Origin of the sequence: Pseudomonas sp. 7P_10.2_Bac1 (genome assembly GCF_025465935.1) — a bacterium.
In the GTDB taxonomy this organism is placed as follows: domain Bacteria; phylum Pseudomonadota; class Gammaproteobacteria; order Pseudomonadales; family Pseudomonadaceae; genus Aquipseudomonas.
In genome coordinates this window covers 1-18,439 of record NZ_JANLNV010000073.1, presented here as the reverse complement: position 1 = coordinate 18,439, position 18,439 = coordinate 1, and the positions used below count along the sequence as shown (strand labels likewise).

4 protein-coding genes are annotated in these 18,439 nt (G+C 58.4%); 2 read left to right on the top strand and 2 right to left on the bottom strand.

Going from position 1 to position 18,439, the window contains the following annotated elements; all coding sequences use genetic code 11:
* Positions 1-247: 247 nt before the first annotated feature.
* Both NTD86_RS15280 and NTD86_RS15275 read right to left on the bottom strand, forming a co-directional pair.
* Positions 248-643, bottom strand: a complete 396-nt coding sequence (locus NTD86_RS15280) for a DUF4440 domain-containing protein (RefSeq protein ID WP_262203412.1) — start codon at positions 641-643, stop codon at positions 248-250.
* Positions 644-656: 13 nt separating this feature from the next.
* Complete coding sequence (locus tag NTD86_RS15275; RefSeq protein ID WP_262203410.1) at positions 657-1,880, bottom strand: MFS transporter; 1,224 nt, start codon at positions 1,878-1,880, stop codon at positions 657-659.
* Positions 1,881-1,988: 108 nt separating this feature from the next.
* Between NTD86_RS15275 and NTD86_RS15270 the strand changes: the two genes are divergently transcribed.
* A complete protein-coding gene (locus NTD86_RS15270) occupies positions 1,989-2,873 on the top strand; it encodes a LysR family transcriptional regulator (protein ID WP_262203408.1) in 885 nt (294 codons plus the stop codon).
* 644 nt (positions 2,874-3,517) lie between these two features.
* The coding region (locus tag NTD86_RS15265; RefSeq protein WP_262203407.1) for an Ig-like domain-containing protein at positions 3,518-18,439 on the top strand (14,922 nt) is incomplete at its 3' end.

Below are 18,439 nucleotides of genomic sequence, written 5' to 3'. Positions count from 1 at the left end.
CCCCCCCCCCACCCCCGCTCCTACGGTTTTTTGGCAATAGGGTAAATACCTGCTTAACCCGCGCGAAACGTCTCATGCAAATGACGCCACAGCACTTTGCCGCTGGTGCACCGTGATTGTTGATCAGACCGACAAATAACGTGCACGACTGTGTAGGAGCGTGCTTGCCTCGCGAACTTTTTATCTTTTAAAAGATCGCGAGGCAAGCTCGCTCCTACGGTTTTTTGGCAATAGGGTAAATACCTGATTAACCCGCGCTAAATGTCTCATGCAAATGACGCCACAGCACTTTGCCGCTGGGGTCTTTTTCAAATACCACAGTGGCCCGACGATCCGTACGGGTGCCGTTGTGTTCCTCTTGCAGCTCTCGGTAGCTGACCACCGCACCTTCTGCGTGCAGGGCGATGCCCTTGAACTCGCTGAGGGTAATGACCAGCCCCGGCCGGGCGCCACGCTGTTGTTCAAACAACGTCTCGACACCGTCGGCATCCAGTACTTTGCCCGAAGGGGTAATCATCGAAAACCGAGGTGAAAACCGTGCGAGCAGCACAGGTAACACGCCTGGCTCAAGGCCGGAAAACCAGCCCTCGATCTCAAGGTGGGTTTCGGTTACAAGGTCGAAGTAGCTCGAATAGTCAGTCATCAGTATTTCCAGGTCAGGGTGCCAGTAAGGCCAGCACGCGTGGAGTATTGAGGCGTAACACAGGAATGAGCGGCACCAGGGTTAATGCACAACCGATGGCAAAGCATAGGGCAAAGGCCTGGGACGTCGAGGTGATTGCGCTCAAGGCGGCGAACAACGCCATCATCAGCGCCGGGCCCAGCAGAAAACTCAATTGACGGTTGATATTCCAGAGTGCGCTGGCGTGGCCCATGCGTTCGGGAATCACGTCGATAAATGCAGTGTTTTGTGCGGTGCTGCTGCACAGGCTGCCGCCAAAGCCCATCAAGGCGTACAGCGCCGTTGCCAGCCACAGGTTTGAACCATCGAGCTGGATCAACAGCACAATGCCTAGCGCTTGTGCACTCATGCCCAGCACAAGCAGAGGTTTGGGGCCGAGGCGGTTGAACTGATAACGGCTCAGCATGATGCCCAGAGCCGAGGCCAGCGCCCAGGGCAGCATCAGGGCGCCAGTTTGCGAAGGGCTCAACCCCAACTGGCTCAAATACAAAATACTCACCAGTTGGGTGCCAATAAAAATCCCTGCGACAAACACATACATGAGCATCGCGACGCGCAGCAGCGGGCTTTTCAGTAAATCGCCCATGTGGCGCACGCCGTTTGCCAGGCTCTTGAGGTTCAGAGCCGGGCGCGAGTCGGTACGCGGTTCGGGTTTTAGCCACAGCGCCGCCAACCCCAAAGCCAGCACGGCCAGCGGCAGGTTGGCGTAAAACACCCCTCGCCATGACCATAATTCAACCCCCCAGCCGCCCAGAGCCGGGGACAGTGCAGGCACCAGCAGCGCGACCAAGAGAATCACCGACGTCAGGCGCGCCCGTTCGCGCACCGGAAAGTGCCGGTAGACCATGGCCTGGCCCACGGGGATCAACAAGCCGCCACCCAGGCCCTGAAGCAGGCGCCAACTGATCAGCGCTTCGATTGAGGACGCTTGCGCCACGCACCACGACGCGACGCTGAACAACAGCAGCGAGGCGAGTATCAGGCGTTTCTCGCCAAACACCGACGCCAGCCACACGCTGGGCAAAATGATCAGCGTGAGGCCGAGCATGTAGGCATTGCCGATCCATGCCAACTGGTTGATGGAGGCGTGCAGGGTCTGGCCGATCTGCGGATAAGCAATCGAGGCGGCGAACATGTTTACCAGGTCCAAGGCAAAGCCCAGCAGATACACCAGCGCGAGTTTGTTGCGATAAGCCATGTCGGGCTCCTTGAAAGAGCCTGCACAGTAAGCCGCTTTTTCGCTTAGAAAAACGGCCTTCTCCCTGCTAGATTGTCAAAATTATTTTGACAGTCAGCGGGTTCAAGCATGGTCAGCCTCGATCGATTCGACACCTTCAAGGCCGTGGTCGAAGCCGGCTCTCTGACTGCTGCCGCAGATTTGCTGGGCCAGACCCGGGCCGTGGTCAGCTTCAATATCAAGCGGCTGGAGGCTGAGCTCGGCGTAACCTTGCTCACCCGCAACACCCGGCGGCTGGCGTTGACCGAGGCGGGGGAGCGTTTTTATCAGCGCTGCCTGAGCATGCTCGAAGAAGCCCGGTTGGCGATTGATGAGGCACGCAGCGAACACACTGAACTCAAGGGGACGTTGCGCATCACCACCACGGTGGAGTACGCGTTGGCCAAAGTAGTGCCTGCACTGGAACTGTTTCGTGCCCGTCATCCTGAGCTCAATGTGCACCTGTCGACGTCTTCGACCCATGCGGATCTGATCTCCGAGCGCTTTGACGTGGCCCTGCGGCTGGGGCGCGTGCTCGACTCCAGCCATCGCGCCGTTCAGTTGCGCACCTTTGAAATTCTGCCGGTGGCGTCGCCGGGCTTTGTTGCCAGCCTGGCGCCTATCAACAGCGTGCAAGCCCTGGAGCAAGCACCTTGGCTGGAGCATGGGCGGGTTGGTGAACTGAGCATGACCGAATTGAGCAGCGGGGTGACGCGCCCCTATCAACCCAACCCGGCCAAGGCGCGGATCAAGGCGGACAACTCATCGGTGTTGCAAGCCTTTGCATTGACCGGGCAGGGGGTGGCGATCTTGCCGGACTGGCTGATTGAAGAGGATTTGCGGGCCGGTCGGCTGGTGCACCTGCTGCCCGATTGGCAACTGACCCGCCAAGGGATTTACGCCTTGTACCCCGACACCCGCCACTTGCCGCTCAAGGTACGGGTGTTTATCGACTTTATGAAAGTCCATGCCTGATAAAGATGAGTCGCGGCGCGGTGACGCGTGATACAGGGCACGCTGCATTAGTACTAAAGTTATAACACCATTGTTTTTATTATTTTTCAAAAATTAAAACATGCACTTTTAGGTGTGTCGTGTATGTGTTTCATGCACATGCTATGCGCCTTTCATTATCATGAAATCAGCACGTATTAGATTTTCATTGTCACGTAAGCAGATTCAAATGTTCATTGGCTGTGCGTTATTGAAACGCCCGGGGTAGACGTATTTTTCGCGTTTTGAAAATGCCGGGTGTGTGGCTAGTATTGTCCGTGGTCTCCGACGTTGTCGTGAGCAGTGGAGTTAGACATTCGCCCACCTAGCGGTGTGTTCATAGTGTGCGGTATAGGTGTGTTTGCCATGGTTAACGAATGGATTCGTAAAGTGTGCGTCGAGTTGCAGTCATTTCAGCAAGCCAACTGCTGTCGTCTCCCGGATCAAAGGCACAGCCTTGAAGATACCGGTGTAGGCTGAGGCCCAGAGCCCCTGCTAGCCAGTCAGTAGCACAAATCCCTTTTTAAACACTCGGCTGTTAATTCCGCCGCCGGGGCAACTTGCGCCTTTTTTTTATAGCGCCTGGTTTTCCCCCCTATCTGTCGAATATATAAAGTAGGTGCCAGATGAAAAACATAGTGATCGTCGATAAGGCTACAGGTGCGACTTCCGAACAGTCGGTGGGTACAGTTGGCCTAAAAGGAACCAGCATTATCAAACTGCCGTTCGCGCCTGAGAGCGTTCAGTCTTTTCAACAGTCCGGTCAGAATCTGGTTATTACGCTCAAGTCTGGAGAGACGTTCACTATCCAGAACTTTTTTGTGGCAGGTAGCGACGGTGCGATTAACCAACTGGTGCTGGAAGGCAACAATGGTGAGTTGCTGTTAGGCCAGTATTCCTCCCCGTATTCGGGCTTCACTTTCAGCCACATTTCCTCACTCGACGATTTGACCCTGGCGGCCGCGGCCGATGGCGCAAGTTCAACGCCGGACTGGGTCTGGTGGGGGCTTGGCCTTCTGGCGGCAGGCGGTGCGGCAGCGGCACTCGGTGGTGGCGGCGGTGGCGGTGGTCATCATCATGGCGGTGATGCCGATGTAACACCTCCGGCCACCCCGACCGGCCTTTCCGTGAGCCGCGATGGCCTGACCGTCAGCGGCAAGGGTGAGGCGGGGGCCACAGTGACAATCAAGGATTCGGCCGGGAATGTGGTCGGCAGTGGGACCGTGGGCGCTGACGGAAACTTTCAGGTGCCTTTGAATACGCCCAAGAACAATGGGGAAACGCTGGATGTCATATTGACCGATGCGGCCGGCAATCAGTCGTCGGCCGGCAGCGTGGTCACTAAAGACACCACCGCTCCGGATGCACCAACCGGCCTGGCAGTGAGTGCTGATGGCCAGACTGTCAGCGGCAAAGGCGAGCCAGGTTCGACAGTGACCCTCAAGGATTCCGCAGGCAATGTCATTGGCACCGGCACTGTCGGGGCGGATGGCAACTTCAGCGTTAAGCCGACCACCCCGCAAAACAACGGCCAGACCCTGGACGTCACTTTGACCGATGCCGCGGGCAATGTGTCGCAATCGGGTAGCGTGGTCGCGGGCGATACCACCCCGCCTGCCCCGCCGACCGAGTTGGTTTTGGCGGCGGATGGGGTCACATTCAGAGGTAAAGGCGAGCCAGCCAGCCAGGTCACCGTCAAAGACAGTGCGGGTAACGTGATCGGCACCGGCACTGTGGGGGCTGACGGCAATTTCACCGTGATCCTGAATGCTCCACGCACCCCGGGTGAAGAGATTCAAACTACCCTGACCGATGCGGCGCAGAACCAGTCGGCCGGGCAAAGTTACACCGTTCAAGGCACAGTCGGGACGGCCCCTGATGCTCCGACAGACCTTGCCGTCAGCGCAGATGGCCTCACGGTCAGCGGTAAAGGGCGGGCCGGCTCAACGGTTACCCTCAAAGACTCTGCTGGCAATGTGATCGGCACCGGCACTGTAGGAACTGACGGCACGTTCGCCTTGACCCCGGACACGCCACAAAAAAATGGCCAAACCATTGGGGTGACCCTGACCGACGCGTCGGGCAACATTTCCCCGTCTGTCAACGTTGTGGCGGGCGATACCACAGCCCCAGAAGCGCCAACCGGTTTGGTGGTGAGTGAAGATGGCCTGACCCTCTCGGGTAAAGGCGAGCCAGGCTCGACCATTACCATCAAAGATCCGGTTGGCAACGTGATTGGTTCCGGTACTGTCGGTGCTGATGGCAACTTTGAAGTCACCTTGGATGCTGCTCAAACCAACGGCGAAACCCTGGAAGTGACGCTGACTGACGCCAACGGCAACGTATCGGCAGTCACACCAGTACAAGCAGGCGACACCACCGCACCAGAAGCTCCGACTAACCTGGCTGTAAGCGCCGATGGCGTGACCCTGACTGGTAAAGGCGAAGCGGGCAGCACCGTCACAGTCAAAGATGCTGATGGCAACATCATTGGCAGCGGAACTGTAGGTGCTGACGGCAGTTTTGAAGTCACCCTCGACGCACCGCAAAACAACGGCGGCACTCTTGAAGTGACCCTGACCGACGCGGCGGGCAACGTGTCCGAGGGCGGCAGTGTAGTTGTAGGCGAAGCAGTAGCGCCTGAAGCACCAACTGGTCTGGCAGTCAGCGCGGATGGCTTGACACTGACCGGTAAAGGCGAGGCAGGCAGCACTGTCACTATCAAAGACCCAGCTGGCAATTTGATTGGCACCGGCACTGTCGGTGCAGATGGTAATTTCTCGATCACTCTCGAAGCTGCACAAACCAACGGCGAAACCCTGAGTGTCACCCAGACCAACGCAGGCGGTCTTGTTTCGCCTTCAACCAGCGTGCTCGCGGGCGATACCACAGCCCCAGAAGCGCCAACCGGGCTGGTTGTAAGCGAAGACGGTCTGACCCTCTCCGGTAAAGGCGAGCCAGGTTCGACCATTACCATCAAAGATCCAGCTGGCAACGTGATTGGTTCCGGCACCGTCGGTGCCGATGGCAATTTTGAAGTCACCCTGGATGCTGCTCAAACCAACGGTGAAACCCTGGAAGTAACACTGACCGATGCCAACGGCAACGTATCGGCAGTTACTCCGGTGGTTGCGAAAGACACAACTGCTCCAGAAGCGCCAACCAATTTGGCTGTAAGCGCCGATGGCGTAACGTTGACCGGTAAAGGCGAAGCAGGCAGCACCGTCACAGTCAAGGATGCTGATGGCAACATCATTGGTTCGGGCACTGTGGGTACTGACGGCACTTTTGAAGTCACTCTCGACGCACCGCAAAACAACGGCGGCACTCTTGAAGTGACCCTGACTGATGCGGCGGGCAACGTATCCGAAGGCGGCAGTGTGGTGGTGGGCGAAGCAGTAGCGCCTGAAGCTCCAACTGATCTGGCGGTGAGCGCAGATGGCCTGACCCTGACCGGTAAAGGCGAAGCCGGTTCAACAGTCACGATCAAAGACCCAGCTGGCAATGTGATTGGCACTGGCACTGTTGGTGCGGACGGTAATTTCTCGATCACCCTCGATGCCGCACAAACCAACGGCGAAACCCTGAGTGTCACCCAGACCAACGCAGGCGGCCTTGTTTCGCCTTCAACCAGCGTGCTTGCGGGTGATACCACAGCTCCAGAAGCGCCAACCGGACTGGTAGTGAGCGAAGATGGTCTGACCCTGACCGGTAAAGGCGAGCCAGGCTCGACCATTACCATCAAAGATCCGGCTGGCAACGTGATTGGTTCCGGCACTGTCGGTGCGGATGGCAACTTTGAAGTCACTCTGGATGCCGCTCAAACCAACGGTGAAACTTTGGAAGTGACGCTGACCGATGCCAACGGCAACGTCTCTGCGGTCACGCCAGTACAAGCAGGCGATACCACAGCTCCAGAAGCGCCAACCAATCTGGCTGTAAGCGCCGATGGCGTGACCCTGACTGGTAAAGGCGAAGCGGGCAGCACCGTCACAGTCAAGGATGCTGATGGCAACATCATTGGTTCGGGCACTGTGGGTACTGACGGCACTTTTGAAGTCACCCTCGACGCACCTCAAAACAACGGCGGCACTCTTGAAGTAACCCTGACTGATGCGGCGGGCAACGTGTCCGAAGGCGGCAGTGTAGTAGTGGGCGAAGCAGTAGCGCCTGAAGCTCCAACTGGCCTGGCGGTAAGTGCGGATGGCCTGACGCTCACCGGTAAAGGTGAGGCAGGCAGCACTGTCACGATCAAAGACCCAGCGGGCAATGTGATTGGCACCGGCACTGTTGGTGCGGACGGTAATTTCTCGATCACCCTCGACGCCGCACAAACCAACGGCGAAACCCTGAGTGTTACCCAGACCAACGCCGGCGGCCTTGTTTCGCCTTCAACCAGCGTGCTCGCGGGCGATACCACGGCTCCAGAAGCCCCAACCGGCCTAGTGGTGAGCGAAGATGGCCTGACCCTGACTGGTAAAGGCGAGCCAGGCTCGACCATTACCATCAAAGATCCGGCTGGCAACGTGATTGGCTCCGGCACTGTCGGTGCGGATGGCAACTTTGAAGTTACTCTCGACGCTGCTCAAACCAATGGTGAAACCCTTGAAGTAACGCTGACCGATGCTAACGGCAACGTTTCTGCAGTTACTCCGGTACAAGCAGGCGACACCACCGCACCAGAAGCTCCGACTAACCTGGCTGTAAGCGCCGATGGTGTAACGCTGACCGGTAAAGGCGAAGCAGGCAGCACCGTCACAGTCAAAGACGGCGCTGGTAACGTCATTGGCAGCGGAACTGTAGGTACTGACGGCAGTTTCGAAGTCACCCTCGACACACCGCAAAACAACGGCGGCACTCTTGAAGTGACCCTGACCGACGCTGCGGGCAACGTATCCGAAGGCGGCAGTGTGGTGGTGGGCGAAGCAGTAGCGCCTGAAGCTCCAACTGGTCTGGCGGTAAGTGCGGATGGCCTGACGCTCACCGGTAAAGGTGAGGCAGGCAGCACTGTCACTATCAAAGACCCAGCTGGCAATGTCATTGGCACTGGCACTGTTGGTGCGGACGGTAATTTCTCGATCACCCTCTATGCCGCACAAACCAACGGCGAAACCCTGAGTGTTACCCAGACCAACGCAGGCGGTCTTGTTTCGCCTTCAACCAGCGTGCTCGCGGGCGATACCACGGCTCCAGAAGCCCCGACTGGGCTGGTTGTAAGCGAAGACGGTCTGACCCTGACTGGTAAAGGCGAGCCAGGTTCGACCATTACCATCAAAGATCCGGCTGGCAACGTGATTGGTTCCGGCACTGTCGGTGCTGATGGCAACTTTGAAGTCACTCTGGATACCGCTCAAACCAACGGTGAAACTCTGGAAGTAACGCTGACCGATGCTAACGGCAACGTCTCTGCGGTTACGCCAGTACAAGCAGGCGATACCACCGCACCAGAAGCGCCAACCAATCTGGCTGTAAGCGCCGATGGTGTAACGCTGACCGGTAAAGGCGAAGTGGGCAGCACCGTCACAGTCAAAGATGCTGATGGCAACATCATTGGTTCCGGCACTGTGGGTGCTGACGGCAGTTTCGAAGTCACCCTCGACGTACCGCAAAACAACGGCGGCACTCTTGAAGTGACCCTGACCGATGCGGCGGGCAACGTGTCCGAAGGCGGCAGTGTGGTGGTGGGCGAGGCAGTAGCGCCTGAAGCTCCAACTGGCCTGGCGGTAAGCGCGGATGGCCTGACCCTGACCGGTAAAGGCGAAGCCGGTTCAACAGTCACGATCAAAGACCCAGCTGGCAATGTGATTGGCACTGGCACTGTTGGTGCGGACGGTAATTTCTCGATCACCCTCGATGCCGCACAAACCAACGGCGAAACCCTGAGTGTCACCCAGACCAATGCAGGCGGCCTTGTTTCGCCTTCAACCAGCGTGCTCGCGGGCGATACCACGGCTCCAGAAGCCCCAACTGGGCTAGTAGTGAGCGAAGACGGCCTGACCCTAACTGGTAAAGGCGAGCCAGGTTCGACCATTACCATCAAAGATCCGGCTGGCAACGTGATTGGTTCCGGCACTGTCGGTGCGAATGGCAACTTTGAAGTTACTCTCGACGCTGCTCAAACCAATGGTGAAACCCTTGAAGTAACGCTGACCGACGCCAACGGCAACGTCTCTGCGGTCACTCCGGTACAAGCAGGCGACACCACTGCCCCAGAAGCCCCAACCGGTTTGGTGGTGAGCGAAGATGGCTTGAAGCTTACCGGTAAAGGTGAGGTGGGCAGCACCGTCACAGTCAAAGACGGCGCTGGTAATGTCATTGGTTCCGGCACCGTCGGTGCTGATGGCAACTTTGAAGTCACCCTGGATACCGCTCAAACCAATGGTGAAACCCTTGAAGTCACTCTGACTGACGCGGCTGGCAACATTTCTGCGGCCACTCCGGTACAGGCTGGCGACACCACCGCTCCAGAAGCCCCAACCGGTTTAGTGGTGAGTGAAGATGGTCTGACCGTGACCGGTAAAGGCGAACCAGGCTCGACCATTACCATCAAAGATCCGGCTGGCAACGTGATTGGTTCCGGCACTGTCGGTGCAGATGGCAACTTTGAAGTCACCCTGGATGCTGCTCAAACCAACGGTGAAACTCTGGAAGTAACGCTGACCGATGCTAACGGCAACGTCTCTGCAGTTACTCCGGTACAAGCAGGCGACACCACCGCACCAGAAGCGCCAACCAATTTGGCTGTAAGCGCCGATGGCGTAACGTTGACCGGTAAAGGCGAGGCGGGCAGCACCGTCACAGTCAAAGATGCTGATGGCAACATCATTGGTTCGGGCACTGTGGGTACTGACGGCACTTTTGAAGTCACTCTCGACGCACCGCAAAACAACGGCGGCACTCTTGAAGTGACCCTGACCGATGCGGCGGGCAACGTATCCGAAGGCGGCAGTGTGGTGGTGGGCGAAGCAGTAGCGCCTGAAGCTCCAACTGGCCTGGCGGTAAGCGCGGATGGCCTGACCCTGACCGGTAAAGGCGAAGCCGGTTCAACAGTCACGATCAAAGACCCAGCGGGCAATGTGATTGGCACTGGCACTGTCGGTGCTGACGGCAACTTCTCGATCACCCTCGATGCCGCACAAACCAACGGCGAAACCCTGAGTGTCACCCAGACCAACGCAGGCGGTCTTGTTTCGCCTTCAACCAGCGTGCTCGCGGGCGATACCACAGCCCCAGAAGCGCCAACTGGGCTAGTAGTGAGCGAAGACGGTCTGACCCTGACCGGTAAAGGCGAGCCAGGCTCGACCATTACCATCAAGGATCCGGCTGGCAACGTGATTGGTTCCGGTACTGTCGGTGCGGATGGCAATTTTGAAGTTACTCTCGACGCTGCTCAAACCAATGGTGAAACCCTTGAAGTAACGCTGACCGATGCTAACGGCAACGTCTCTGCAGTTACTCCGGTACAAGCAGGCGACACCACCGCTCCAGAAGCCCCAACCGGTTTAGTGGTGAGTGAAGATGGTCTGATCGTGACCGGTAAAGGCGAGCCAGGCTCGACCATTACCATCAAAGATCCGGCTGGCAACGTGATTGGTGCCGGCACTGTCGGTGCTGATGGCAACTTTGAAGTCACCCTGGATGCTGCTCAAACCAACGGCGAAACCCTTGAAGTAACGCTGACTGATGCGGCTGGCAACATTTCTGCGGCCACTCCGGTACAGGCTGGCGACACCACTGCCCCAGAAGCGCCAACCGGTTTGGTGGTGAGTGAAGACGGCCTGACCCTCTCGGGTAAAGGCGAGCCAGGCTCGACCATTACCATCAAAGATCCGGCTGGCAACGTGATTGGTGCCGGCACTGTCGGTGCGGATGGCAATTTTGAAGTCACCTTGGATACCGCTCAAACCAATGGTGAAACCCTTGAAGTAACGCTGACTGACGCCAACGGCAACGTCTCTGCGGTCACGCCAGTACAAGCAGGCGATACCACCGCACCAGAAGCGCCAACTAATCTGGCTGTAAGCGCCGATGGTGTGACGCTGACTGGTAAAGGCGAAGTGGGCAGCACCGTCACAGTCAAGGATGCTGATGGCAACGTCATTGGTTCCGGCACTGTGGGTACTGACGGCAGTTTCGAAGTCACCCTCGACGCACCGCAAAACAACGGCGGCACCCTTGAAGTAACCCTGACCGACGCTGCGGGCAACGTGTCCGAAGGCGGCAGTGTGGTGGTGGGCGAGGCGGTAGCGCCTGAAGCCCCAACTGGTCTGGCAGTCAGCGCAGATGGCCTGACCCTGACCGGTAAAGGTGAAGCTGGCTCAACGGTTACCATCAAAGACCCAGCTGGCAATGTGATTGGCACCGGCACTGTTGGTGCGGACGGTAATTTCTCGATCACCCTCGACGCCGCACAAACCAACGGCGAAACCCTGAGTGTCACCCAGACCAACGCCGGCGGCCTTGTTTCGCCTTCAACCAGCGTGCTCGCAGGCGATACCACGGCTCCAGAAGCGCCAACTGGGCTGGTTGTAAGCGAAGACGGTCTGACCCTCTCGGGTAAAGGCGAGCCAGGTTCGACCATTACCATCAAAGATCCAGCTGGAAACGTGATTGGTTCCGGCACCGTCGGTGCCGATGGCAACTTTGAAGTCACCCTGGATGCTGCTCAAACCAACGGCGAAACCCTGGAAGTAACGCTGACCGATGCTAACGGCAACGTCTCTGCAGTTACTCCGGTACAAGCAGGCGACACCACCGCACCAGAAGCTCCGACTAACCTGGCTGTGAGCGCCGATGGCGTGAGTCTGACTGGTAAAGGCGAAGCGGGCAGCACCGTCACAGTCAAAGATGCTGATGGCAACATCATTGGTTCGGGCACTGTGGGTACTGACGGCACTTTTGAAGTCACCCTGGATGCCGCTCAAACCAATGGTGAAACCCTTGAAGTCACTCTGACTGACGCGGCTGGCAACATTTCTGCGGCCACTCCGGTACAGGCTGGCGACACCACTGCCCCAGAAGCCCCAACCGGTTTGGTGGTGAGTGAAGATGGCCTGACCCTGACTGGTAAAGGCGAGCCAGGTTCGACCATTACCATCAAAGATCCAGCTGGAAACGTGATTGGTGCCGGCACTGTCGGTGCTGATGGCAACTTTGAAGTCACTCTGGATGCCGCTCAAACCAACGGCGAAACCCTTGAAGTAACGCTGACTGACGCCAACGGCAACGTATCGGCAGTTACTCCGGTGGTGGCGAAAGACACTACAGCTCCAGACGCCCCAACCAACTTGGCTATAAGCGCCGATGGCGTAACGTTGACCGGTAAAGGCGAAGCAGGCAGCACCGTCACGGTCAAAGATGCTGATGGCAACGTCATCGGTTCGGGCACTGTGGGTACTGACGGCACTTTTGAAGTCACCCTCGACGCACCGCAAAACAACGGCGGCACTCTTGAAGTGACCCTGACCGATGCGGCGGGTAACGTGTCCGAAGGCGGCAGTGTGGTTGTAGGCGAAGCAGTAGCGCCTGAAGCTCCAACTGGTCTGGCGGTAAGCGCAGATGGCCTGACCCTGACCGGTAAAGGCGAGGCAGGCAGCACAGTCACTATCAAAGACCCAGCTGGCAATGTCATTGGCACTGGCACTGTTGGTGCTGACGGCAACTTCTCGATCACTCTCGATGCTGCACAAACCAACGGCGAAACCCTGGCCGTTTCACTGACTAACGCTGCAGGCCTTACTTCTCCGGCTTCCAGTGTGGTAGCAGGCGACACTAGCGCACCTGATGCGCCGACCAATCTTGCCGTTAGCACGGATGGCTTGACGCTGAGCGGTAAAGGCGAAGTGGGCAGCATCGTCACGGTGAAAAACTTGGTGGGCCTGATAATAGGCTCCGGGGTTGTGGAGGCTGACGGCACTTTCGCCATTACCCTCGACACCGCGCAAAATAACGGCCAAACCCTGAATGTCACCCTGACGGATGCCAGCGGTAACGTGTCGGCAGCGGCTCCGGTGACTGCGGGCGATACCACTGCTCCAGAGGCTGCAACCAACCTGGTGGTGAGTGCAGACGGCCTGACCCTCACCGGTAAGGGTGAGGCAGGCAGCACTGTCTCGGTGAAAGACGCAACAGGTGCGGAAATTGGCACCGGCATCGTGGGCGAAGATGGCAACTTCAGCATCACCCTCGACGGCGCGCAAACCAATGGCGAAACGCTCAACGTCACCCTGACGGACGCGGCGGGCAATATCTCGGAAGCCGCGCCAGTGACGGCAGGCGATACCACGGCTCCAGAGGCTGCAACCAATCTGGTGGTGAGTGCTGATGGCCTGACCCTCACCGGTAAAGGTGAGGCGGGCACTACCGTCACGATCAGAGATGACGCTGGTAAAGTCATTGGCAGCGGGACCGTCAACGCAGAGGGTGATTTTGAAGTCACCCTGGATACTGCACAGACCAACGGCCAAACCCTCAACGTCACCCTGACTGATCCGAATGGCAACGTATCCGTGGCTGCACCAGTTGTTGCGGGCGATACCACGGCTCCAGAGGCTCCAACCAATCTGGCTGTGAGTGCTGATGGTCTGACCCTCACCGGTAAAGGCGAAGCGGGCAGCACTGTCTCGGTTAAAGATGCAGCGGGTGCGGAAATTGGCACCGGCACCGTGGGCGAAGATGGCAACTTCAGCATCATTCTCGACAGCGCGCAGACCAATGGCGAGACACTCAATGTCTCCCTGACGGACGCTGCGGGCAATATCTCCGAAGCCGCGCCAGTGACGGCAGGCGATACCACGGCTCCGAATGCCCCGACCAACCTGGCTCTGAGTACAGATGGCCTGACCCTCACCGGTAAAGGTGAGGCGGGCAGTACCGTTACGATCAGAGATGACGCTGGTAAAGTCATTGGCAGCGGGACCGTCAACGCAGAGGGTGATTTTGAAGTCACCCTGGATACTGCACAGACCAACGGCCAAACCCTCAACGTCACCCTGACTGATCCGAATGGCAACGTATCCGTGGCTGCGCCAGTTGTTGCTGGCGATACCACGGCTCCAGAGGCTCCAACCAATCTGGCTGTGAGTGCTGATGGCTTGACCCTCACCGGTAAAGGTGAAGCGGGCAGCACTGTTTCGGTGAAAGACGCGGCGGGCCTGGAAATTGGCACCGGCACGGTAGGCGAAGATGGCACTTTTGAAGTCATCCTCGACGCTGCTCAACTCAATGGCGGCACCTTGCAGGTCACGCTGACGGATGCGGCTGGCAACGTGTCGCAGGCTGGCAGCGTGGTTGTCGGCGAAGCGGTAGCGCCTGAAGCACCAACCGGCCTGGCCGTGAGTGCCGATGGCGTGACGCTCACCGGTAAAGGCGAGGCAGGCAGCACTGTCACCATCAAGGATCCGGCAGGCAATGTGATTGGCTCCGGCACTGTCGATGCGGACGGCAACTTCTCGATCACCCTCGACGCGGCACAAACCAATGGCGAAACCCTGAGTGTCACTCAGACCAACGCCGGCGGCCTTGTTTCGCCTTCTACCAGCGTGATCGCAGGCGATACCACAGCCCCAGAAGCGCCAACTGGGCTGGTTGTAAGCGAAGATGGTCTGACCGTGACCGGTAAAGGCGAGCCAGACTCGACCATTACCATCAAAGATCCGGCTGGCAACGTGATTGGTTCTGGCACTGTCGGTGCTGATGGCAACTTTGAAGTCACCTTGGATGCTGCTCAAACCAATGGCGAAACCCTGGAAGTAACGTTGACCGATGCCAACGGCAACGTCTCTGCAGTTACTCCGGTGGTTGCGAAAGACACAACCGCTCCAGAAGCTCCGACTAACCTGGCTGTAAGCGCCGATGGCGTAACGCTGACCGGTAAAGGCGAAGCGGGCAGCACTGTTTCGGTGAAAGATGCAGCGGGTGTGGAAATTGGCACCGGCACCGTGAACGCCGATGGCAACTTCAGCATCACCCTCGACGCCGCTCAAACCAATGGCGAAACAATCAACGTCACCCTGACGGACGCAGCGGGCAATATCTCCGTCGCCGCGCCAGTGACGGCAGGCGATACCACGGCTCCAGAGGCTGCAACCAACCTGGTGGTGAGCGTTGACGGTCTGACCCTCACCGGTAAAGGCGAAGCGGGCAGCACTGTCTCGGTGAAAGATGCAGCGGGTGCGGAAATTGGCACCGGCACCGTGGGCGAAGATGGCAACTTCAGCATCATCCTCGAGAGCGCGCAAACCAATGGCGAAACGCTCAACGTCACCCTGACGGATGCGGCGGGCAATATCTCCGTCACCGCGCCAGTGACGGCAGGCGATACCACGGCTCCGGAAGCTGCAACCAATCTGGCTGTGAGTGCTGATGGCTTGACCCTCACCGGTAAAGGCGAAGCGGGCAGCACTGTCTCGGTGAAAGATGCAGCGGGTGCGGAAATTGGCACCGGCACCGTGGGCGAAGATGGCAACTTCAGCATCACCCTCGACAGCGCGCAAACCAATGGCGAAACACTCAATGTCACCCTGACGGACGCGGCGGGCAATATCTCAGACGTTGCGCCAGTAACGGCAGGCGATACCACGGCTCCGGAAGCTGCAACCAATCTGGCCGTGAGCGTTGACGGTCTGACCCTCACCGGTAAAGGTGAAGCGGGCAGTACTGTCTCGGTTAAAGATGCAGCGGGTGCGGAAATTGGCACCGGCACCGTGGGCGAAGATGGCAACTTCAGCATCATCCTCGACAGCGCGCAAACCAATGGCGAAACACTCAATGTCACCCTGACGGACGCGGCGGGCAATATCTCCGACGTTGCGCCAGTGACGGCAGGCGATACCACGGCTCCAGAGGCTGCAACCAATCTGGTGGTGAGTGCTGATGGTCTGACGCTGACCGGTAAAGGTGAAGCGGGCAGCACTGTCTCGGTGAAAGACGCAGCGGGTGCGGAAATTGGCACCGGCACCGTGGGCGAAGATGGCAACTTCAGCATCATCCTCAATAGCGCGCAAACCAATGGCGAAACGCTCAACGTCACCCTGACGGACGCGGCGGGCAATATCTCAGACGTTGCGCCAGTAACGGCAGGCGATACCACGGCTCCAGAGGCTGCAACCAATCTGGTGGTGAGTGCTGACGGCTTGACCCTCACCGGTAAAGGTGAAGCGGGCAGTACTGTCTCGGTGAAAGACGCAGCGGGTGCGGAAATTGGCACTGGCACCGTGGGCGAAGATGGCAACTTCAGCATCCCCCTCGACAGCGCGCAAACCAATGGCGAAACGCTCAACGTCACCCTGACGGATGCGGCGGGCAATATCTCCGTTGCTGCGCCAGTTGTTGCGGGCGATACCACTGCTCCGGATGCCCCGACCAACCTTGCGGTGAGCGGTGATGGTCTGACCCTCACCGGTAAAGGTGAAGTTGGCAGCACCGTTATTGTCAAAGACGCTGCTGGCTTGCCTGTCGGTACTGGTGTTGTTGGCGCGGGTGGCAATTTCGAAGTTGTCCTCAACCCGGCTCAAGGCAATGGCGCAACACTTGAAGTCACCCTGACCGATAAGGCGGGTAACGTATCGGCAGCCACCCCTGTGGTTGTCGGTGATGCCGTAGCGCCTGGCGCACCAACCGATCTGAGCGTGAGTGTTGATGGTCTGACACTGAGCGGCAAGGGCGAGGCTGGCACCATCGTAACCATCAAAACTGCTGCGGGCACGGTGATCGGTAGCGGCACCGTAGACGCTGACGGCAATTTCAGTGTGGTGCTCGAAAGCGCTCAAACCAATGGCGAAACCCTGGGCGTCACCTTAAGCAGTGCCAGCGGCCTGAGTTCGCCTTCGGTCAACGTGGTGGCAGGCGATACCACTGCTCCAGAAGCTCCAACCAACCTGGTTGTGGGTGCTGATGGTCTGACGCTTACCGGTAAAGGTGAAGCGGGCAGCACTGTCTCGGTGAAAGACGCGGCAGGCCTGGCAATTGGCACCGGTACCGTGGGCGAAGATGGCAACTTCAGCATCACGCTCGACGCCGCTCAAACCAATGGCGAAACCCTCACCGTTACCCTGACCGACAAGGCGGGCAACGTATCGGCGGGCACGCCGGTGATTGCCGGTGATACCACCGCACCGGCAGCTCCGACTGAGCTTGAGGTCAGTGAGAATGGCTTGACACTGACGGGCAAAGGGGAGGCGGGCAGCATTGTTACCGTGAAAAACGCCGCAGGTGTGCCAATCGGCACCGGCATTGTGGACGCTAATGGCTCGTTTACCGCGGACCTCGATGCACCGCAAAAAAATGGCGAAAGTCTGACCGTCACTCTGACCGACAAAGCCGGCAACGAGTCCTTGGCGGGTACTGTGACAGCGGGTGATACCACTGCACCTGATGCTCCAACGGCTCTGATCGTCAGCGTTAATGGTCTGACCCTGGAGGGTAAAGGTGAGGCTGGCACTACCGTGACGGTGAAAGACGCCTTGGGTGTGCAAATTGGCACCGGTGTCGTCGATGCTGAGGGCAACTTTGCAATCACCCTCGACAGCGCGCAAACCAATGGCGAGACCCTCACCGTCACCCTGACCGACAAGGCGGGCAACGTGTCGGTGGGCACGCCGGTGATTGCCGGTGATACCACCGCACCGGCAGCTCCGACTGAGCTTGAGGTCAGTGAGAGTGGCTTGACGCTGACGGGTAAAGGCGAGGCGGGCAGCGTGGTAACGGTGAAAAACGCAGCCGGAGTCCTAATCGGCACAGGCATTGTTGACGCTAATGGTTCGTTTACCGCGAATCTTGATACACCGCAGAAAAACGGCGAGACCCTCAATGTCACTCTGACCGACAAGGCAGGCAACGTGTCGGCGGTCGCGCCAGTGATTGCCGGTGATACCACCGCACCCGCTGCTGCGACTGAACTGAAAGTGAGTGCCAATGGCCTGGAACTGACCGGTAAAGGCGAAGCGGGCAGCACGGTGATCGTGAAAAACGCGGCGGGTGTGCAAATCGGTACCGGCACCGTTGGTGATGATGGTTCGTTCAATGCGGTCCTCAATACGCCTCAGAAAAACGGCGAGACCCTCACTGTCACTCTGACCGACAAGGCAGGCAACGAGTCGCTGGCCACGCAAGTGATTGCGGGTGATACCACCGCACCGGCGGCTCCAACTGAACTTAAAGTGAGTGTCGATGGCCTGGAACTGATCGGTAAAGGCGAAGCAGGCAGTGTGGTGTCCGTGAAAAACGCGGCGGGCGTGCAAATCGGCACCGGCCTCGTTGGCGCTGATGGCTCGTTCACCGTGAACCTCAACACACCACAAAAGAATGGCGAGACCCTCAATGTCACTCTGACCGACAAGGCAGGCAATGTGTCGGACGTCGCGCCAGTGATTGCTGGTGATACCACCGCACCCGCTGCTGCGACTGAACTGAAAGTGAGTGCCAATGGCCTGGAACTGACTGGTAAAGGTGAGGCGGGCAGCACTGTCTCGGTGAAAGACGCGGCGGGCCTGGCAATTGGCACCGGCACTGTGGACGAAGAAGGTAACTTCAGCATCACGCTCGACAGC

Excerpts from the sequence above, each read along its gene's own strand:
- NTD86_RS15280 (WP_262203412.1), bottom strand. The coding sequence starts at position 643 with ATGACTGACTATTCGAGCTACTTCGACCTTGTAACCGAAACCCACCTT.
- NTD86_RS15275 (WP_262203410.1), bottom strand. The coding sequence starts at position 1,880 with ATGGCTTATCGCAACAAACTCGCGCTGGTGTATCTGCTGGGCTTTGCC.
- NTD86_RS15270 (WP_262203408.1), top strand. The coding sequence starts at position 1,989 with ATGGTCAGCCTCGATCGATTCGACACCTTCAAGGCCGTGGTCGAAGCC.